The organism is Candidatus Nitrososphaera sp. 86-2, assembly GCF_056726185.1.
Map to the genome: position 1 here is coordinate 2431649 of NZ_JBWZON010000001.1, position 19220 is coordinate 2450868.

24 protein-coding genes are annotated in these 19220 nt (G+C 52.0%); 16 read left to right on the forward strand and 8 right to left on the reverse strand.

Going from position 1 to position 19220, the window contains the following annotated elements:
* Nucleotides 1-2: 2 nt before the first annotated feature.
* The 4 genes from ACYOR7_RS14270 to ACYOR7_RS14285 are packed head-to-tail and all read right to left on the reverse strand — an operon-like array spanning nt 3 to nt 3165.
* On the reverse strand, nt 3-527 hold the full coding sequence (locus ACYOR7_RS14270) for a tRNA (cytidine(56)-2'-O)-methyltransferase (RefSeq protein WP_479914378.1): 525 nt from the start codon (nt 525-527) through the stop codon (nt 3-5).
* Nucleotides 493-1632 (reverse strand): GTPase HflX, encoded by a 1140-nt coding sequence (gene hflX, locus ACYOR7_RS14275; RefSeq protein WP_479914379.1) that lies wholly within the window; start codon nt 1630-1632, stop codon nt 493-495. Before hflX ends, ACYOR7_RS14270 begins: the two co-directional genes overlap by 35 nt.
* Nucleotides 1633-1635: 3 nt before the next feature.
* Nucleotides 1636-2061, reverse strand: coding sequence for a multiprotein bridging factor aMBF1 (locus ACYOR7_RS14280; RefSeq protein ID WP_294808125.1), 426 nt, complete (start codon nt 2059-2061; stop codon nt 1636-1638).
* A gap of 30 nt (nt 2062-2091) precedes the next feature.
* Nucleotides 2092-3165, reverse strand: a complete 1074-nt coding sequence (locus ACYOR7_RS14285; RefSeq protein ID WP_479914380.1) for a PhoU domain-containing protein — start codon at nt 3163-3165, stop codon at nt 2092-2094.
* A gap of 112 nt (nt 3166-3277) precedes the next feature.
* Here ACYOR7_RS14285 and ACYOR7_RS14290 point away from each other — a divergent pair, with 112 nt between their 5' ends.
* The 4 genes from ACYOR7_RS14290 to ACYOR7_RS14305 all read left to right on the forward strand — a co-directional run bounded on the left by ACYOR7_RS14290 (nt 3278) and on the right by ACYOR7_RS14305 (nt 5264).
* Nucleotides 3278-3766, forward strand: a complete 489-nt coding sequence (locus ACYOR7_RS14290) for a PUA domain-containing protein (RefSeq protein WP_479914381.1) — start codon at nt 3278-3280, stop codon at nt 3764-3766.
* 10 nt (nt 3767-3776) lie between these two features.
* Nucleotides 3777-4112: a nascent polypeptide-associated complex protein gene (locus ACYOR7_RS14295; RefSeq protein ID WP_294808117.1), complete on the forward strand. Its 336-nt coding sequence runs from the start codon at nt 3777-3779 to the stop codon at nt 4110-4112.
* A gap of 52 nt (nt 4113-4164) precedes the next feature.
* Nucleotides 4165-4557, forward strand: coding sequence for a hypothetical protein (locus ACYOR7_RS14300; RefSeq protein WP_479914382.1), 393 nt, complete (start codon nt 4165-4167; stop codon nt 4555-4557).
* 89 nt (nt 4558-4646) lie between these two features.
* The gene (locus ACYOR7_RS14305; RefSeq protein ID WP_479914383.1) at nt 4647-5264 is read left to right on the forward strand and encodes a hypothetical protein; all 618 of its coding nucleotides are present in this window, start codon (nt 4647-4649) and stop codon (nt 5262-5264) included.
* A gap of 58 nt (nt 5265-5322) precedes the next feature.
* Here the strand turns inward: ACYOR7_RS14305 and ACYOR7_RS14310 are convergent, their stop codons facing one another.
* Nucleotides 5323-6324, reverse strand: coding sequence for a hypothetical protein (locus ACYOR7_RS14310; protein ID WP_479914384.1), 1002 nt, complete (start codon nt 6322-6324; stop codon nt 5323-5325).
* 312 nt (nt 6325-6636) lie between these two features.
* Between ACYOR7_RS14310 and ACYOR7_RS14315 the strand changes: the two genes are divergently transcribed.
* From ACYOR7_RS14315 to ACYOR7_RS14330, 4 genes are all read left to right on the forward strand, one after another.
* Nucleotides 6637-7218, forward strand: coding sequence for a hypothetical protein (locus ACYOR7_RS14315; RefSeq protein WP_479914385.1), 582 nt, complete (start codon nt 6637-6639; stop codon nt 7216-7218).
* 343 nt (nt 7219-7561) lie between these two features.
* Complete coding sequence (locus tag ACYOR7_RS14320; RefSeq protein ID WP_479914386.1) at nt 7562-8308, forward strand: hypothetical protein; 747 nt, start codon at nt 7562-7564, stop codon at nt 8306-8308.
* A gap of 45 nt (nt 8309-8353) precedes the next feature.
* Nucleotides 8354-8779, forward strand: a complete 426-nt coding sequence (locus ACYOR7_RS14325) for a hypothetical protein (protein ID WP_479914387.1) — start codon at nt 8354-8356, stop codon at nt 8777-8779.
* Between the two features lie 28 nt (nt 8780-8807).
* A complete protein-coding gene (locus tag ACYOR7_RS14330; protein ID WP_479914388.1) occupies nt 8808-9053 on the forward strand; it encodes a hypothetical protein in 246 nt (81 codons plus the stop codon).
* Between the two features lie 162 nt (nt 9054-9215).
* On the opposite strand, the gene ACYOR7_RS14335 is transcribed toward ACYOR7_RS14330, so the two are convergent.
* The gene (locus ACYOR7_RS14335) at nt 9216-9575 is read right to left on the reverse strand and encodes a P-II family nitrogen regulator (RefSeq protein ID WP_479914389.1); all 360 of its coding nucleotides are present in this window, start codon (nt 9573-9575) and stop codon (nt 9216-9218) included.
* Nucleotides 9576-9689: 114 nt separating this feature from the next.
* On the opposite strand from ACYOR7_RS14335, the gene ACYOR7_RS14340 reads away from it, so the two are divergent.
* Together ACYOR7_RS14340 and ACYOR7_RS14345 are read left to right on the forward strand one after the other, a co-directional pair.
* Entirely contained in the window at nt 9690-10256 is a 567-nt protein-coding gene (locus ACYOR7_RS14340; protein WP_479914390.1) for a hypothetical protein, read from the forward strand.
* A 174-nt stretch (nt 10257-10430) separates the two neighbouring features.
* Nucleotides 10431-11321 (forward strand): ParB/RepB/Spo0J family partition protein, encoded by an 891-nt coding sequence (locus ACYOR7_RS14345; RefSeq protein ID WP_294808183.1) that lies wholly within the window; start codon nt 10431-10433, stop codon nt 11319-11321.
* A gap of 25 nt (nt 11322-11346) precedes the next feature.
* Here ACYOR7_RS14345 and ACYOR7_RS14350 read toward each other — a convergent pair whose 3' ends face one another.
* Complete coding sequence (locus ACYOR7_RS14350; RefSeq protein ID WP_479914391.1) at nt 11347-11886, reverse strand: Lrp/AsnC family transcriptional regulator; 540 nt, start codon at nt 11884-11886, stop codon at nt 11347-11349.
* A gap of 34 nt (nt 11887-11920) precedes the next feature.
* On the reverse strand, nt 11921-12802 hold the full coding sequence (locus ACYOR7_RS14355) for a HoxN/HupN/NixA family nickel/cobalt transporter (RefSeq protein WP_479914392.1): 882 nt from the start codon (nt 12800-12802) through the stop codon (nt 11921-11923).
* Nucleotides 12803-13066: 264 nt separating this feature from the next.
* On the opposite strand from ACYOR7_RS14355, the gene ACYOR7_RS14360 reads away from it, so the two are divergent.
* The 6 genes from ACYOR7_RS14360 to ACYOR7_RS14385 all read left to right on the forward strand — a co-directional run bounded on the left by ACYOR7_RS14360 (nt 13067) and on the right by ACYOR7_RS14385 (nt 19219).
* Nucleotides 13067-14176 carry an urea transporter gene (locus tag ACYOR7_RS14360; RefSeq protein ID WP_479914393.1) on the forward strand — a complete coding sequence of 370 codons (1110 nt, stop codon included), beginning with the start codon at nt 13067-13069 and terminating at the stop codon, nt 14174-14176.
* A gap of 66 nt (nt 14177-14242) precedes the next feature.
* A complete protein-coding gene (locus tag ACYOR7_RS14365; protein WP_479914394.1) occupies nt 14243-14827 on the forward strand; it encodes a hypothetical protein in 585 nt (194 codons plus the stop codon).
* Nucleotides 14828-15006: 179 nt separating this feature from the next.
* A complete protein-coding gene (locus ACYOR7_RS14370) occupies nt 15007-15309 on the forward strand; it encodes an urease subunit gamma (RefSeq protein ID WP_294806208.1) in 303 nt (100 codons plus the stop codon).
* Between the two features lie 112 nt (nt 15310-15421).
* Nucleotides 15422-15790, forward strand: coding sequence for an urease subunit beta (locus tag ACYOR7_RS14375; RefSeq protein ID WP_294806210.1), 369 nt, complete (start codon nt 15422-15424; stop codon nt 15788-15790).
* A gap of 13 nt (nt 15791-15803) precedes the next feature.
* Nucleotides 15804-17531, forward strand: a complete 1728-nt coding sequence (gene ureC, locus ACYOR7_RS14380; protein ID WP_294806213.1) for an urease subunit alpha — start codon at nt 15804-15806, stop codon at nt 17529-17531.
* A 125-nt stretch (nt 17532-17656) separates the two neighbouring features.
* Nucleotides 17657-19219 carry a TCP-1/cpn60 chaperonin family protein gene (locus ACYOR7_RS14385; protein ID WP_479914395.1) on the forward strand — a complete coding sequence of 521 codons (1563 nt, stop codon included), beginning with the start codon at nt 17657-17659 and terminating at the stop codon, nt 19217-19219.
* Nucleotide 19220: the final 1 nt, after the last annotated feature.

Below are 19220 nucleotides of genomic sequence, written 5' to 3' on the forward strand. Positions count from 1 at the left end.
GATTAAATCTTTTCCACCTGCTTGCCCTTTTCCGATGGCACTATCCTCAGCTGGCCGCCGGCAACATCTTTTTTCAGTTGCTTTCCGGAAAACACCCTGTCGAGGAATATCGCAAGCGCTGCAATCTCTGAGTGCGGCTGGTTCCCAACTGCAATGTTATAATCCGCAAGCTCGTACGCCTCCCTCGGCACTTTTTCCGCGCCGATTATCACCAAGAGTTTCTCCTCCTTGCGCACGTTTTCAATGGCGTCGTCGATGTTGATGCCATACATCGTCAGGTGCGCTATCTTGCCGCCGGATTTCTTCCAGCCCCGCGCCACTTCCCTCCAGCTGTCCACGATTTCCACCTCGAAATTCCCACCCCAGCGCTTGCCCACCGCATTAACAGTATCCTTCACCGACTGGTCGATGCCTGTCATGTAGATCTTTTCGGCGCCAAACGCCCGGGACACGAGGGCCGCGTGCGTAGTAACGCGGTCGTCGCGCACCAGCCTATGCCCTATCCTGAGCACTGCCACCCTTTTCATCTTGCACCACTTCCTCTTCCTCCTCTGTTTCAAAAAGCAAGGACCTTGCCAGGCTCTTCAACTGATCCATGTTGTATCCTGTCTTTGCAGAAACCGGGAGCACGCGCCGCGAAGCAAGCAGGCCGAGCTGGCCGGCTTTTTCAAAGGCGTCCTCCACCGTAGTCTTGTCCACCTTGTTCAAGACATAAACAATCCTTGTCTCGGGCACCTCAAACTCCCTTATCACTTCAAGCGAGCTGGCAAGCTTGCGCCTTATCTCTAGGACCGGCTCGCTAATGTCTATGACAAGAAGCACGAGGCTTGCGTACGACAGCTCTTCGAGGGTGGACTTGAACGCGTCAATCATGTACGCCGGCAGCTTGCTGATAAAGCCGACGGTGTCCAGCAATAACACCTTGTCGCCGCCAAGGTCGATTGCCCGTGTAAATGTGGAAAGCGTGGTAAATACGCTTGACGCCGTGCTCTTGTCCTCTCCTGTGAGCGCGTTAAAGAGCGTGGTCTTGCCAGCAGACGTGTAGCCGGCAAGCGAGACGGACATCAGCCCCGCTTTTGCGCGCTGGTTCCTGTGCAGCTGCCTCTTTGTAACCTCTTTTTCCAGCTTTTTCTTGAGCGCCTGGGCGCGGTTTTTTATGTCGAGCAGGTACGCGTCGGCCTCGTACTTGCCAAGTCCGTAAAACCCCGGCTGCTCGCCGGCCCTCGCAAGCCGCACCGCTTCCCTCGCACGGGTCATGTCGTAGCGCAATTGCGCCAGCTTTATCTGCGTCTTTGATTCCGTGGTGCTTGCCCTGCGCTCGAATATCTCCAGTATCAGGCGCTCTCTGTCGATGACTTCTTTTTTGCACACGCTTGCAAGGTTGTAGGTCTGGCTCGGCTTGAGTACCTCGTCAAACACTATCACTTCGGGCTGGATTTCTTCGGCAATCGCTTTCACTTCTTCCGCTTTTCCCCGGCCGATGCCATAGCGCGATTTCGTAATATGCTTTTGCGTCACGATTTTTTCAACCTTGTAGCCGGCGGCGTCTGCAAGCGATATGGCCTCACTTATGGCCTCGTCGTAAGGGTATGTTATCAGTATTGCAGTCCTGTACGCGGCGGCCACCAACACCTTTCACTTTTCTTCTTTATCTGCCGCCGAAGCGCTTGTGTATAATTTGATTCCAAGGTGGCGCTCCAATTTCTTTGCAAAGATCTCGTCCGGCTTGAGCGCACCCGTCTCGAACCTCCTGAGGAGGTTGGCCTTTTCGTTCATCTGCATTCCAAGCTGCTCGTGCGTGATGCCCTTTTTCATCCTAGCCTCCCTGATGAGTCTCGGAAACTCGGGGTCGAGCACGAGGTCGTCTGCCATGCCGATTTTTGCCTGCCTCGGGGCAGAAGTGGAAGCGGCCTTTTTCTTTTTCGCCGCTGATGGCACCTGCGCGGGTGTGTATGGCTTGCCGTGCTTTGAACACGACATGCAAACCTTGAAAACGGTACCGTCGACTATGACCATCTTCCTCTCAGCGGCGGGCCTGCCGCACAGCTCGCAGTAGGACATTACCACCCGGCTAGATGCAGGCGGGCGAAATTAACCTTTCCTGATGGTCTGCTGCACCGTCATATTGAGCACGATTTCCGCAATGTCGCTTGCGCACTCTGACACGCGCCGGACGTTCTCGGTGATGAGTCTTACCCTGTATATCTCGCTTGCGTCTTTTGGTTTTGAGATCGACTTTATTATCGCTCTTTCCATCTCGTCGACTCTGCGCGCCTTTTCAATCGCCCTGTCAGCGGCTTCGTAGTCGCGCTTGAACATCGACAGGCACGCGTCGTCGAGGACCTCCAGCGCAAAACTGCACATCTCGTCTATCTTCTCGATGACTTCCTTGTTTGCCGGCTGGCGCATATCTATGATGTCCTTGGCGATTATGGCCGCGTGGTCGGCGACGCGCTCGACCGACTTGGCAATCAGCCTGTAGCCAAGGCAGTTGCGCGGCTCTTCAAGGCCGATTTCCTTGAGAAGGTGCTCGTTCTTGATGGCTATCTTTAGCTGCCTGACTATGTAAAAGCTGAACCTGTCAACTTCATCGTCAGATTTTACAACCTCCTCTGCAAGCTCGGCGTTGTTTTCACGGAGCGCCATCATCACGTCGCGGTACATTGACTTGGCAATCAAGAGCATCCGCTTGAACGCGGCGTCCACTGACAGGTCAAGCAAGTTGATTAGCACTTGGAGCGTAATGCCCGCAGCCGAGTCTGCTATTATCTCGGTCCCCATGAGTATTCGCCGGGCGATGTTCTTGATGACATCGCGCTGCTCCACCTGCAGCCTGCCGTCCTTTGGGACTATGTGTATGACGTTATAGCCAAGAAAGTAAAGCGCGATGAGCTTTCTTGCGATAAAGTAGGGGTTGTTGTCCTTTGTGACTTCTATCGTGGCGTCCCTCTGCTCTTTTGTGACGCGCTTTGACGCCGGGGCAATCTGCAATGTAGAGTTGCCCTGTCTCAATATGGTAACGTGGTCGCCCTGTTTGAGGCCAAGCTCCTGTATCCACTTTTTAGGAAGCGAGACAATGTACGACGAGCCGCCGGTGTACTGCAGTTTCCTTGTTTCTTCTCCGTGGCCGGCCTTGCCATTGCCATTTTCTATAATGCTCTCCATCGATTGTTGGTTTTTACTTGATTCTATATATGCCTACCCATTTTCTATATAGAACGAACAAGCTACAGTCAAGTGGCACTGTATTTATGGGGGATTTCTGCAAACCCAGTGCTTGAACCCGCTACCGCTCGACGCACGGGAAAAGGTCTGCCTGCACGTTGATGCCGTCTTTGGTGCCGGCGTGTCAGAGGCCCTGCCGGCCAATGACAACATGCAGTTTGAATACTCGCGAAAAACGGGCAGGATAAAGAACTTTTCAATCGATGGCGCTCTTGTCGCTACCCTGCGCACCGACGGCGGGCTTGCGCTCACCGTGGAAGGAGCGCGGTTTTTTGCCAAAAACAGCCCCGCTTTCCGGGAAAACTGCGTGGTTCCAGCCGCCGACGCTGTGCCGTTTGTGAGCGAGGGACGGTCGCTTTTCTGCCGCCACGTACAGTGGTGCGGCTCTAACGTGAAGACGGGCTCTGATGTCGCCGTCCTTGATGGGGATAACAGCGTGATTGCAGTCGGGATAGCCGTGCTCGGCGCCGGCCTGATGGGCAGGTTTTCAAAGGGTGTAGCAGTCAAAGTGCGGGAAGGAATAAAAGGTCGGACGGCATAGCAACTGTGACATGATGCGCGGCAACCGCGAAATGAGGCGCATGTTGGACAAGATGGGCCTCGACATGAAGGAGATGCCAAACGTCGAGGAAGTTATAATCAAGACCGACACTAAGGAATTCTACCTGGTCAAGCCGCAGATCATCGAGATGAAGGGCAAGGACAGCACCATCTTCCAGGTGGTCGCCACCGACATCGAGGAAAAGCAGCGCGACGTGCCGACTTTCAAGGAGGACGACATACTGCTTGTCATGCAGCAGGCAGGCGTGTCGAGGGAAAAGGCAGTCCAGGCGCTGACCGAATCAAAGGGCGACATGGCACAGGCGATCCTGACGCTCACGACCTGACAGCAGAGCCCCTCATACTTTTAAATAGCCCTGCCACGGCAATTCTTTCGTCTTGGGACACGATAAGGCCGCTGCTACCGTTACCGCTACTTCGCATTCCGCCGTAGAGTCCATCGTCGGCGCGCTGGCCGAGCTAGAAAGCGACATTGACAGCATGAACGCACGCGTGGACGAAATGAAAAAGCGCCTGCTTGCGCACTCTAACGAGGAGGTGGACAAATTGAAGCAGCAGATAATATCGATGGCAAACGAGGAGGCCAAAAGGATAGTAGAAGCGGCAAGGGCGGAAGCCGAGTCCGAGTCCACGCAGATAATGAAGGAGGCCGAGACGAGTCTGGCCGCGATAAAAAAGAATATCGACGCCTCGTTTGACAAGGCAGTCGAGAGCATCGTAAAGACGGTCCTAGGCCAGGAATCGAAACCCGCCAAGGCCGGCAAGAAGTAAAGCTTAAAAGCGATTTCCAATACAAGCTAGCTGTCGATGATGAAGCGCCCCTGACAAAGGAGCTTTTTCAACAACAGTACAAGGTGGCAGTGGCGACTATCCGTGGCCGGCCGTATTATGAAATCACGCGCGCGCTAAAGCAGATGGAGGTTAGGTACGATTCCATATCGCCGGAAGAAGCGGCAGACTCTGACTGCAAGGTAGTAATTACCACGCGCGACGAGGCGGGCATAATTTCGGGAAGAAAGGCAGTGATGCTCGACACCGAGCTTGCGAGATACCCTGCGATAGCCAAGGCAAAGATACTCCGGAGCATAGTGGGCTCGCACGCAGACGACCAGCTGACAATCGGCATCGACCCGGGCAACAGGATAGGCATCTCAATCATGTACCTACACGAAGAGATAGCAAGCATCGTCGAGTCGTCACCTGCAAGCGCCGTAGAGCAGATTTCCGCGGTGCTTGGAGGCGTCAGCTCACACAGAAAGGTGGTCAAGATAGGCGACGGCAACATGAGAATGGCACTTTCGATGGCGTGGGCTGTAAAGAAAAAGTTCCACGATGACGTCGAGGTGGAGATAGTGGACGAGCACGGCACGTCCCGCCCGCAGAACAACGAGGTGAACAGGCGCGGCATCCGCGACAGAGTGTCTGCAAGGACGATTGCGTTCCGGCCCGGCAGGCCGTACCGCTTGGCGACAAGATAGCATGTTACACTATTGCAAAGACCTTCTCGTTTCGTACATGCGCGTGCTACATGATATTCTATGTTCCAGTCTCTACAACTTCAAAGTTTGCGGTACCTGTCTTCCCATGATAAGTCACCACCACGTTGTACTGACCCGGAGAAAACTCCTTCAATGTCGTAAAGAAGCTGCCATCCGACGAGACTCCTGCCACGGTGTTGTACACTACCTTGCCTGAAGAATCCAGAACATCTACCTGCGCCACCGTGCCCGCAGCTCCGTCGTTCACCTTGCCGCTAACTCCGGGTGTTTCATTAGGCCCAAACGTATCGCTATCGATTGTTACGGTAAATTGACTGCTGCCACCGCTAAAACCTGCGCCCGTGTCACCATTTCCTTCATCATTTGCCGTTCCTGCCGCTTGGCAAATGTTTTCAATAGACATCGCAGGTCCTGGATTCTCTAGACATGGCGTGATTGATTCTACTGTGCCAGTTAGTGGCTGTCCTGCAAAATGATGGCCTGCCTTTGTGTCATCAAGTGTGATGGTGATCGTCCCGCCGTTATCACGAAAAGTTATCACAACGGGTACATTCTGCCATGATACCTTGCCATTAGTTCCAATGTCAATCATGCCACTGGTAAAGAAGTTATTATTAGAATCCAAAACACCCACGGTCGTTGGCTGATAGTTCAGTAATTCATGAGAGTGGGACTTGCCAAGATTGGTGTCAGAAGGTGTGGCGGCCATGGCTGCGTCAAATTGTACAACTTCGCCATTTCTTACTTGGATATTCCAACTACCCTCTAAATTATAACTTAGGGATTCTGTAATGTCTGTTCTTGTATTGATTGTTCCCTGCGCGTCAAAGTCTCGCCCCTCCTCTCCATTTGTTGCCGAGTCTGTAGCAGAGGCTTCGTCGTCGCCATTACTGCTACTCCCGACGCTTCCTCCTACAGCGACGCTTGTGAATTGGCCGCTGGCTGACCCTGCAAATGCAAGCGGTGTTGTTATGGTGCCAAGTGACGCGACGAGGGCTCCTACTATCAATAAGTAAAGTTGCTTCACAGACACAGACATTATGTAACGTATAGCGTTAAGGTAGTTTTAAAGCCTTGAGTAAATGTAGCATATAATGTACTTATCGTGAAAATTCAAGTTATAAAAAAAGCATGATTTTGCAAATTTTTGCCACTTATCTAACCGAAATTGTATTTTGCAGTTATGCGTGATGCGGCTTGCCTTGAGCAAACTAAAAAATCCAGTACATTTTGTATATCTATATACCTATAGGATACGAAGATAATGCAATTACCCATATTTTTATAGATTAATTGCCATAGTATGCGTCGACATTATATTTTTTTATTGCTGTCAAGATATCATATCGAAATGTCTTTTGTTGTTGACAGAAAAGATGGTAAACCGAGAAGAAATAATGATGCAGCATTACTGACTATTTTGATAGTTGCTGCATTGAGCATAGCTTTGGCGCCCGCGTTCGGCGCTGGCCTGATAACCAGAACAGCAGCTGCCGAACCTTCTACAGTGCACATTCCAAATCGCAGCTTCATCGTCCCAGACAAGGTTGCAATCAGCGGCGGTACTGCTGGTGGCGGTACCAATGACGACAATGCCCCGGCAGACAACAGTGCCGACGGCATGAATGACATGAACACCGACAATTCTTGGTGCTATAACCAGGGTACCGATGCCGATGGCAAACAGCTGACCAGCTGCTGGAATTCCCAACAGGAATGCCAAGATATGCAGATGGTAGACCAAGAAGCCACGGGTGAATGTTTTCAAAATCCAAATGCACAGCCTGACGAATCTACGCATAATTCATGGTGCTACGGTGTAGCAGGAGACCCTGAAGACCAGAGTTGCTGGAATTCTCAACAAGAATGCGAGCAAGCCCGTATGGGTGATGAGCAAGCGACAGAGTGCACCAAAGTTACCGGCCCTATGTAACAAGGCTGGTCGATAAAAGAAGAAAGGAGATCCGTCTCCTCCTTTTTTCTTTCAACCTTTCCTTATTTCATATATGATGGGCAAACGAAATGACACTATAGTTATTTTTTAGTAAAGGCGGATGTACACGCTTGTAATTTGAAATGCCCCAGTCTCTACCCGTATAGCGGGAGCCAATAATATATATGCAATTTTTGAATTAAATGTACAAACGAGATAGACGTTCTGGTATAACTGCTATTGAAATTATAAGCTAAAGCAATTAGCAGAAATTATATCAAATAATTACTAGGGTAGAAGGTGACGCCAGACTTTTTACTTGCCTGAAGCTTATTATCATACTATGTCTTTTTTCAACAAAAAAAAGAAATCTGTAAGTAGCAACAGCAGAGGTACTATCAGCCCAAGAAATGCAGCCATGCTCATTTTGGTGGTTGCTGCGTTAGGCTTGGCAATAGCACCCGCGATTGGCGGCATGGCAAGGTCGGCAGCGGCGGCAGAACCTCTAAACCCGCAGCAAAGCATCATTGCGCAAGATGCGGTAGGTAATATTGGTGGTGGCAACGAGCCAGGAGGGGACCAGGGCAACGATAACGGCGGTGGCGGCTGTCCCCCTGGTGCTCAATGCCTTATTCAGGGTAACGTTGGTGCTACCAAGCAATTCACACTTGACATAAATGCTCCTGGAAAGGTAAGTGGTTCAAATGCAAACGCATTCGTACACATTGAAGGAGTAGTGGACATCGATAGCAAGAAGGGCACTATCATTCGGGTACAAGAAGGCTCTGTGTCTGGAAATGCAGAAATCAAAGACAACAAAGGCAACACCGCTGCAACATATGATCTTTCCAATATCTCTCTCAAGGCCAGCGGCGCAAAACTGACTGTAAATGCAGATTTTACAGATCAGGATGGTGATAAAGGCAAGCTCGCTGCATCTTTGTTCACCGAGAACAAGATAAATGCCAATAGCGCCACAATCACCTTCAATGGCAACAGCAATCATCTATCCCTAAAATATAACCCTCCTGTGACTCAACAGTTCGTTGCAACAGGTAAAAACGTAGAGGGTGAGCTTGCTCTCACATGAAATAATGCGTGAGGAGTACCGAATCGGAAGAACTAGTCGCTCATCTTGATAGACGACGACAACGACGATGATCGAGAGTGGATGCAGAAACTTGCATGTGCATCAGAAGATGGGAGGAGGAAGGAGGAAATTGCCGAGAAGAGAGATTCAATTTCTCTTCTCCTCCATATCTTTGCGATCACCTCTTCCTTCCTCTCTTTTTTCAGTCTGTATTCCGCTCCAATATTTCATTTCGTGCACAGTTTTCCAGCTCGGTCAAAAAAGCATAACCAAGCAGGCAAAGAGCAGACGGCCAAATGGCAGCCGCACTTTACGTACGCAAGAAATGCCCATGTACCTGCCAAGACAATGCCGCGCTACATAGCGACGCGATCCCTGCATCGAATAAAAGACTGGCTTAACTTTGTTCTTGGAAAAATATCATATTCTGTCCTTGCAAAAGTTTATCGCGTCCAATTGTTTCCCAAATGATTAAAACCTGTACTGCATCGATCGTACAATGTCAACAACAACTGTAACGGAAGACAAGAAAAAGATGTTGACGTTCGCCCTTTTGGCCGTGGGTGTCGCGATGGTAGCATCAGTGATGGCAGCGCCGACTGCTGCATTTGCTGATGGCGGCGACCACTACGACCACCACGATGACGGACATCATCATCACCATCATCACGACGGAGATCATGACCATCATCACCACAAGCACCACAACAAGGACCATGATCACAACGACGACTATGACTGGTGAGACAGACAACACAAAAAGCATGAAGAGTGATAACTGAATTACCACTCTCTCTCTACTCCTTTTTCAGTTCATGACTACCACGTTTTCGGTTCTTCTAGCAACATGAATTTTTCCTGTCTGATTGATGAATTGAAATTTTAATTAATTATCTATCTATCTAGCCTAAAGCGCGGCCTTTTCTCCGGAAGCTTTTGTGCCTATGTCGTACGCCTCGTGGATGTCTTTGACGAAAATCTTGCCGTCGCTTGCCTCGCCAGTGCTGAGCCTTGACAGGATGTCATCGACAACCGGCTTTTGCATAGAGTCGGGGATGACTACGACCACCATCGTCCTGCTGCCGAATTCCGGGACATACCTTTTTCCCGTCTTGTACGTCTCAACGTGGATCTCTACCTCCTTCCTTTCGGCCTTGCCGCGTCCGGTGATCTGGACAAAATACATCCCTCCTACTTTGTGCTTGTGCAGTATCTCGTTCAGCGCGCCCAACTGCTCATGAGGGATAATTATGTCAAGCTCCTTCATGAAAAAAATCTCCAACCGTGGCTAGATAAGATTTGAAATAGGATGACGTGATATATACCAGTATACACGCGCATGCCGCAAAAATGCCAAGTTACCTTTCTCAGTGGAGAAGAAGTGACTAGCGAAGAGGCCTGCAAAATATCCTCCCTTGTTGAATATGCAAACAGGGCGATAAGCGCATACTTTGGGATAGTCACTTCGTTTGACGTGCTGATATGCCGCGGAAGCTGGGAGATGGAGGTCCAAGTGGCATCCAGGAGAAGACAGTCCGAACCCTTTGTCAATGATGCAAGGCTTGTAGGCCTCACGGATTACCGCCTGAAAGAGATAATTATCAGGTCCGACGCGGCCAAGTTCGGCCACTACCTGCACGAGCTCTTGCACGGGATAATCTCAAAGAACCACCCGCATCAATTGCGGGAGGGGCTTGCCTGGTACTTTACGCTGAGGCTCACCGACAAATGCCGGTACGCAAGGCCAGCATATCCTTCTTGGGTTGGGAAAGAGTACATACGCCCCACCGCGCATCTTGCCGAAATCGTGGGCGACGATTTCATGAAGGATCTGGCGCTGGGCCAAGCATCCATAGAACACGAGCTGCTCCCTTCCGACGTACGGGAGCTTTTCGGGCCGGAGGAGGCGTTTTATTCGAAAAGAAGGAGGCGGAACCAATTACGATGATGCCGTCTGTAAAATATTATAGAGGCTCTTGACAAGCAAAAAAGACTGAAAATTGTTTCGTCTAAAATTTTCTAGAAGAAAAGTAGTATTTTATTAAGCAATTCATCATAATGATCCGCAATTATGATGAAACCTAGAAAGCATAAGTAGCCCAGCAGCGATATTATTGGAGAAGTGGAATTTGTCGATTCCAGTGTAATCGAACAAATCGAGATGAAGATGATCCGCCCGTCGCAGTTTGCGCTTCGGGACAAATTTCAGAAAACCGATTCTGACTTTAGTATGCTGGTCGGCAGCATACGGGAGCACGGTCTCATCCAGCCCATATTGATAAGGCCCCTTGGAAACGTCTTTGAAATCGTGGCGGGGCACAGGAGGTTCCAGGCTTGCCGGACCCTGCGCTGGAGGTTCGTCCCTGCAAGGATAAGGGAGCTGTCCAACAAGCAGGCGTTTGAAATGCAGCTCACAGAAAACATTCAAAGAAAGTCAATGGACCCGATAGAGGAGGCGGAAGCGTTCCGCAGGTACATCGTCGATTTTGGCTGGGGCGGCGTCAGCGAGCTTGCCCGGAAAATAGGCAAGAGCGAGGAATATGTTTCGCACCACGTGCAGCTGCTAAAACTGCCTACAGACATTATACAAAAAATTTCCAATAACACCCTCAACGTGAGTCAGGGCATGGAACTGGCCCGGATTCCCGCGCAAACGCAGTCCAAGATAGCAAGCGCCGTCATCAGCAACAACCTGACGGTCAGGCAGATCCGTGAGCTAAAGACGACGCTGAGAAACGAAGAGGGATTCAATGATAATAATAACGATGATGAAATTGCTGACGGCAGCATCGCTTCCCATTCCCGTCATTCAAGAGCAGTCGTCGTGGTCCGAAAGGCATCGCTGACCCTCAAGATCGCGCTCAACAGGACTGACGATCTCATTAACGAGGTGCACACCACTATCGAGCCGGACAAGAGGGGCGAGATAATCAACTACTTGATGAATATGCGGCTGCAAATCCATTCGCTGATCGATGAAAACATCCGGTTCAAAAACAGCCTGAAAGACTGACTAATAATAATAATTTCTTTCATCATCAGGGAAGAGACGGCGGGTTCCACTCGCCAAGGAATTTTCGGTATTCCTTTTCAGTGAACGCAAGGGCGTGGACAGACGGGTCCTTTAGCGGGACGCAGTCGTATTCCTCGTACACCTGTATGATGTCTCCGAACACGTTCTTGAACACGTCGCCTTCTTCGTCCGCCATCTCTTCGGATGGAAACGCCTGGACGGATATCCAGTCGTACCCTCCCCTTGTCTTGCTCGCAAACAACACGAACGGCGCGTCTGCGAGGTATTTTTTCAAGCCCTCTATCCTCGTCGGAAGGTGCTGCGAATTTTTGAACGTGCCAAGCGCCACCCTTATCACGCGCCTTCCAATCTTTTTAGGATCGACCGATACCGTGTATCCGGTTATCACTCCCTCATGCTCTAACTTTTTGATCCTGGATTCTATCTTTGACTCGCTTAGCTTGTGGCCGTGACTTTTCAAGCGGTCGGATATCTCTGCAGCGTCCTGCCTTGAATTCTTGCAGAGCTCTGAAAGGATAAGCCGGTCGATGCTATCCAACGACAACAGCATCTATTGGCTCGCTGTCCTTGAATAATTTTTACAGGGCTCCTCCCGGGCTGGCTTTTCCGTCTTCTTCTCCTTTGCGAAAATTGGGAGGGTGGCTGTGCGGCATTTTTTCCTTGATGACACCACCTCCTTCTTTGCTTTCTCTTCTTGCCTTTGTAACGTACGAATATCCAAACGAGGTGGCGATTATCCCGACTGCGAGCGCCGGACCAAGCCACTCTGGAATCATTTCCGTGCCTGCCAGAATCGAATACGATACCATCGCGGCAACCGACAGTGCCACGCCGCTCAGCGCGTACGACAGGTACCTGAAGCCCTTCGTGCTGAATATCCTAGAAAATGCGGATCGGAGTACAAAGCTGTCCAGCGTGTCGAGCGGGATCATCCCGACGGCAAACGCCCCTGCAAGCACCAGTGCCACCTGAATGCCAAGTGTCGCTGAAGCTACTGCCGACAGCGTGATTGCCGAGATTTGCGTCGCAGTGTCAAAACCGAGTCCAAAGACCATCCCTGTTATCAGCGCGGAGCCAAACGGCCCGAGCATCTCTGTCCTTGACAGAACCTTGCTTGCAAGGATGGCGGCGCCCGTCCTGCCCCACTTTTTCATCGCATAGATGTTGCTTGCGCCGATTGTTCCTATGCCTATTGCGCCGATTATCCCGCCCCAGAACGCAAGTGAGCTGGCGCCCGTGGCGCTTCCGATCACGTAGATTATGAAAATCATTTCCCCAAGCACAGAGATCATGTGGCCCGTGCTGAATCCGGTGCCCACCAGCCTTGCCCTCTTGCTGGCGTTGTGCAGCCGTACGAGGTTGTCTATTGCAGTGATGTGGTCAACTTCAAGCGCGTGCCTCATCCCGAGGACCACCATCGCTGGTATCGAGGTCAGGACAAACGTCCACCCGTCAGCCATCGGCGACGCTCCTTATTATTAGGGGTATTACGTAGACGTAAATCCGTAATACTCGTTTTCCCACGTGGTAGCAGTGGAATGCCATCTATAAAAGGTTGAAAATGCCATGCGCAAGCATATATTCTCGTACATTAGAAGCGCGATGCTGACATGCACAATATCTACAAAAGAGCAGGAATCGTTTTTGAGGAAGAACAATTTCTAATTAATAAATCGGCGTGGCTGACAAATTGTTAAACTGAACTTTCAGAAAGTTCCAGTGTAATGGCCATACCGACTTTTTCGACGGGCAACCCTGCTCTAGACTTTTTCTTTACCCTGTTCAACGGCATAGCCGAAGTTCCATTGTTCAGCTCTCCGATAACGGGCATACTCATCCTTGCAGGAGTGACGCTTGCATCGAGAAAAGCAGGCGGCATGATGGCGCTTTCCGGCATGATAGGCGCAGGCATCGCCATCCTTGCAGGCGCCGACTATGGCCTCGTGACGTTCGGACTGTTTGGCTACAACTCTATCCTCACGGGCATGGCGTTTTATTCCGGGCCCTTCGTCAAGGCAAACAAGTACACGTTCTTCATCTCTGTTTTTGGCGCGGCGATAACGGCGTTCACATGGATGGCCTTTGCGCACCTGATGGGAGACGTCTTCGTACAGGGCGGAAAAGGATACGCGATCCCCGGCTTTACCTCATCCTTTATCTTTACGACGTGGGCGCTGATGTATGCCACAAAGAGGTTCGGCCACGACATATGGCCTGCTCCTGCCCCTCCGCCCAAGGAAGATCTGATTTCTGGAAGCGGAAACGCGTTGGTACAAGAGTCTGCCTTCAAGTGGACGCCAAAGGAGTTCATCATCGCCACCTTGAAGGGCGTGTCCCAAGTCACGTTCGTGGAAAACTGGAAGACGGGGCTGTTCTGGGTCGTCGGCCTTACGCTTGCATTTGAGCTTGCCCCGTTTATCGCCGGCGTGCAGGATAGGCCCTGGTGGACGAACGCGTATACTACGCAGTGGGACCCGTTTTCGCCTCTGTACCTGGCCGGCCTGATGGCGCTGTTGGGGTCGGGGATAGGAGTTGCGATGGCCATACTCACGAAACTCCCGACTGCAGAGATCCGGCTGGGACTGCACGGGTTCAATCAGGTCCTTGTGATGATAGCCCTGACAAGCTTTGTGCCTCTCACGCCGGCGTCCTTTGCAATGGCGGTCTTTGCAACGATAGGCTGCTCGTTTCTGATGCCTGCACTGCAGAAGTTCTTTGGGGTGTGGGGGCTGCCTGCCCTGACCGGCCCGTTCGTGTTTACCGCGTGGGTGTTTCTGCTTGCCACGTCCGGCTTCCAGCACATTCCGGCAGGCATAGGGTGGTCAAGGCCGTAGCGGCATGATGGCCATTCCACCTATCTTGTCACGTCAGGTCGCATGTCCGGAGGATGAGCAGCAGAATTGACCCCGACCATGTTTCAAAAATTCCTTCAGGATTATACCGCAAGGATTCAGGACAAGTCTGATTCAGAGAAGGTCAGGCTGTACATCGACTGGTGCCACGAAAACAATGTCGAAGCAACTATCCTGAGATTAAGCTCCGAAAAAAAGGGCGGGTGGTCAAGGAACTATTCTCTCGACTTTACCACGAGCCGGGTCATCGTGACAAAAAAGAGCTTGGCCACAAATTTTGTGGACCTAGGATTCGTAGCCGGCCTCGCGCCTTATCCCTCTCTCCTGATTGCAGGCAAGGACCCAACGACAAAAATCAAGAAGCAGGCTTCTAGAACACCTGCCGAGATGGCAAACGATGAAAATGCATATTTCATCTGGTATTCTGACATCGACAGACTCGGTTTTCGAAAGGGGCTGGAAACAACGGTGACAAACATGTTCGGCCAGGCCATAGTTTCCAATTTCCTTTCGATATGGACCAAGGATGGAAACAGGCTTGACTTTACCCTGCCCGTAAGCAAGAACGGCATCTACCAGCAGATCCATTTCTGGCTGAGCGTGGCAGTTCCTCCAAACTGCCAGCCTGCCTGATCCTTCTCTCTCTTTTCACTAGCTTGCAGCGACAGAAATCAGTCTACGTAGACTAACATTAACTGAAAATGATCGCGCGTGACGAGGAAATCGACAAGAATTGTTATTGTAGTAGTTTATTTTTCTAAATTTAAAATAGTCAGATCAGCATTCAAGTCACGGAGGTATATCCTGCAGAAATGATGCTTGCACCGAGAGAAATGGAAAAGATGTGGATCTGGACGGCAGCGCAGATAGCCATGGGCCGCAAGGAGAGGGGGATAAAGCTGAACTATCCCGAGACGGTCGCCTTTATCGCAAACTATGTGGTGGAGGGCGCTAGAGAAGGAAAAAGCGTGGCCGACCTCATGCAGTCGGCAAGAACCGTGCTGAAAAAAGACGACGTCATGTCCGGCGTCCCGGAGCTCATACACACTGTCCAAGTGGAGGCAACGTTTCCAGACGGGACCAAGCTGGTCACCGTGCACGATCCAGTCCAATAATGATAGGTGAGATTAGAAAAATGGCCAAGAAAAAAGAAAAGGTTTTAAAAAAAAACAACAACAACAGCCCGCAAGGGGCGCTGAAAGAAGGAAGGAGGCCGGAAACAAGGCCATGATTCCCGGGGAATACATATTGTCGTCAGAGCCCGTGGTCTGCAACACCGACAGAAGGACCGTCAAATTGACCGTAAAGAACAAGGGGGACAGGCCGTGCCAGATAGGCTCGCACACGCACTTTTTCGAAGTTAACAGGGCGCTTGACTTTCCAAGGGAAAAGGCGTTTGGGTACAGGCTGAACATACCCGCCGGGACCTCTGTGAGGTTTGAGCCCGGAGACAGCAAGGACGTGGAACTGTGCGAGCTAGCCGGGGCGAGGATCTGCTACGGGTTCAACGGTCTGACCATGGGCAGCATGAATTCAAGCGTGGTAATGCGCAACGCGATAGAGAAAGCCAGGCAGCTTGGCTTTGGTGGAGCGTAGGTGATAAAAAAATATGGTTCTCAAACTAACCCGCAAGCAATACACCGACCTCTATGGTCCCACGACGGGCGACAAGGTCCGGCTAGGCGACACCGACTTGATGATAGAGGTTGAAAAGGACCTCATCTCGCACGGAGACGAGGTAGTCTTTGGTGGCGGCAAGACCATAAGGGACGGCCTTGCGCAGACGCCCGGAGTCACGAGCGCAAACGGCGCGCTTGACCTTGTCATTACAAACGCCGTCATTCTGGACCCTGTGCTTGGAATCGTGAAAGCGGACATTGGCATCAAGGACGGCAAGATTGCCGGTATAGGAAGCGCGGGAAACCCCTACACGATGGACAAAATCAGCCCGAACATGGTAGTCTCGGCGTGCACCGAAGCCACCGCAGGCGAGCACACCATCTGCACCGCTGGCCATTTTGACACCCACGTGCACAACATTGCGCCGCAGCAGTACATCGACGCCATAAGCGGCGGCGTCTGCAACATGATTGGAGGAGGGACGGGTCCCGCGGACGGGACCAACGCCACTACCTGCACTCCCGGCGTGTTCAACATGAGCAGGATGTTGGAGGCGATAGAGGACACCCCGATGAACTGGGGGTTCCTGGGCAAGGGAAACGACTCGCACCCGTCGCTTGCAACGCAGCTGGAACAGATAGATGCGGGAGCCTGTGGCCTGAAGGATCACGAGGATTGGGGAACTACTGCCGCAGTGCTGGACGCGTCCCTCAAGGCGTGCGACGCCACGGACACGCAGCTTGCCATACACACCGACTCTATCAACGAGTGCGCTTATGTCGAGGACACGATTAACGCCATAGACGGCCGGACGCTCCACACCTACCACACGGAAGGCGCCGGAGGCGGTCACGCGCCGGACATCATGAAGATAGCCGGAGAGCATTTTGCACTGCCGTCGTCTACCAACCCGACAAGGCCGTACACCAAGAACACCGTCGACGAGCACCTTGACATGCTCATGTTCTGCCACCACCTGAACCCTGCAGTCGCAGAGGACGTCGCGTTTGCAGAATCCAGGATACGCGCAGAGACCATCGCGGCCGAGGACGTCCTGCACGACGAAGGCGTGCTCAGCATGTATTCTTCGGACAGCCAGGCGATGGGAAGGATAGGCGAGGTGGTCATACGCGCGTGGCAGACTGCGGACAAGATGAAGAAGATGAAGGGCAGGCTTCCGCAGGAGACAGGCGACAACGACAACTTTAGGGCCAAGCGCTACATCGCCAAGACGACCATCAACCCGGCGATCACGCACGGCATATCAGAGTACCTGGGCTCCATCGAAGTGGGCAAGTATGCCGACATTGTAATGTACCCGATGGCATTCTTTCCCGCAAAGCCAAAGATGGTCTTGAAGGGAGGGTTCATCGCGTGGTCGATAATGGGCGACACGAACGCATCGCTTCCGACGCCAGAGCCAGTGTACTATCGGCCGATGTTTGGCGCCATGGGAAAAGCCGTCCACAAGACCAGCTACACATTCACTTCAAAGCGCGCGATTGAGCTAGGAGTCCCGCAAAAGCTGGGGCTTGAAAAAACCTGCCTGCCGGTAAAGAACTGCAGGCATATCAGCAAGAAGGACATGATGTGGAACGACGCCACGCCAAAAATCGACATAGACCCGGAAACGTACGAGGTAAAGCTGGACGGCAAGATAGCGACGGTGGACCCAGCGGCGGAGCTGAGCTTGGCGCAGAGGTACTTTATGGCCTGACAAAACCTGTGGCGCAGGACAATACTGCTATGGCCTGCCACAGAACAATATTCTTTTTTTATATTCCTGTCTCTGGTTGAAATATCTTTATCTTCGCCGGCATGATGCAATTAGTAGTACACAATATGTCGAACCCATTTTTTGGCGGAGTTTGGCGGCCGATGGCAGAGAACGTCGAATTCAACGCCCTCGAATCAAATTCTAACGCCGTGATGGCTGTCGCCGACACGGTCCGGACAACGCTTGGGCCCAAGGGGCTTGACAAGCTGCTGGTGGACCAGACTATGAACAGGCACGTCTCTAACGACGGGGTAACGATACTTCTCTCGCTAAAGGCCATCCATCCGGTGGCAAGGATGATAGTGGAAATAGCCGAGAGGCAGGAGCAGCTAGTGGGCGACGGGACGACGACTGCGGTGGTAATGTCTGCAGAGATGATAAAGGAGGGCAAGAGGCTGATAAAGGAGCTGGCCGTCCACCCAACCAAGGTCGTCGAGGGGATAGACAGCGGAGTAAGGCACGCGTGCAGCCTGCTGGAACAGGAGGCAAGGCAGATTGCAATTGACGACTCTGTCCTCGAACAGGTGGTGAGGACCTCCCTTGCGTCAAAGCTCGACGGCGAAAGGCTCGCCGGCCTTGTGCTATCCGCCCTGAGGGCGGTCGGGGAGAACGCAAGGTTCAACGGCGGCAAGTACGATTTCAACAAGTCGATAATGGTCATCCGCAAGACCAGCATGGAAGACCAAGTCATAAACGGAGTCGTTCTTGAAAGAGGGAGGATGGACCCGGAGCTTCCCCTGGAGGTAAGCAAGGCAAAGATAATGATAACCCGGCTCGACTTGAAGCCCGTAAAGGAGGCGTGGATGAAGGAGAACAACAAGTACCAGGAAATCCTCCTGATGGAAAACGACAGAATCAAAAAATCAAAGGAGGCGGTAGACGCCATGCTGTCCACAGGCGCAAACGTGATACTGATAGCGTCGCCGGAGGTTGACCCTGCCGTCGAAGACATGCTGGTCGCAAAGAGGGTCTTTGCTGCTAGAATTTCTAGCGAGGAAATCGAGCATCTGTGCCGGTACATCGGGGCAAAGCCGGTCCGCGTCATGGAAGACCTTGGCAGGCCGGACATACTCGGCTGCGCCGAGCGCGTCAGTGAAGACGAAGAAAATAATTTGATCCGCCTTGAAGGCGGGTCGGGGCGCAACATCGTCACGATGATAGTGTCAGGCACGACAAAAGAGACGTCCCTTGAGCGCTGGAGGGCCGCAATAGACGGCGTCAACGCGGCAGAGGCGGCGCTTAACACCGGGATCGTGCCAGGGGGAGGCGCGGCCGAACTGCACGTGATGGAGAAGGTAAAGGCGCTCCGGCTCAAGGGTCTGGAGCAGGTGGGCCTTGAAGTGGTGACAACTGCCCTTGAAAGTATAATGCGCCAGATACTCACCAACGCCGGCTTTAATGGGCTTGAAAAGGTGATGGCCGCAAAGGCGTCGCCCCCGGGGTACGGAATCGACATCAATTCCGGGGAGCCGGCCGACATGTGGAAGATGGGCGTGGTGGACCCGCTGATGGTAAAGACGACGGCGCTCCAGTCGGCAGGCGAGATCGCCAAATCCGTCCTCAGGATTGACAGGAACCTGGCAGCCGAAGACCTGAGCCAGCAGGCGTTCTCTGAATCAAAGAGGTAGT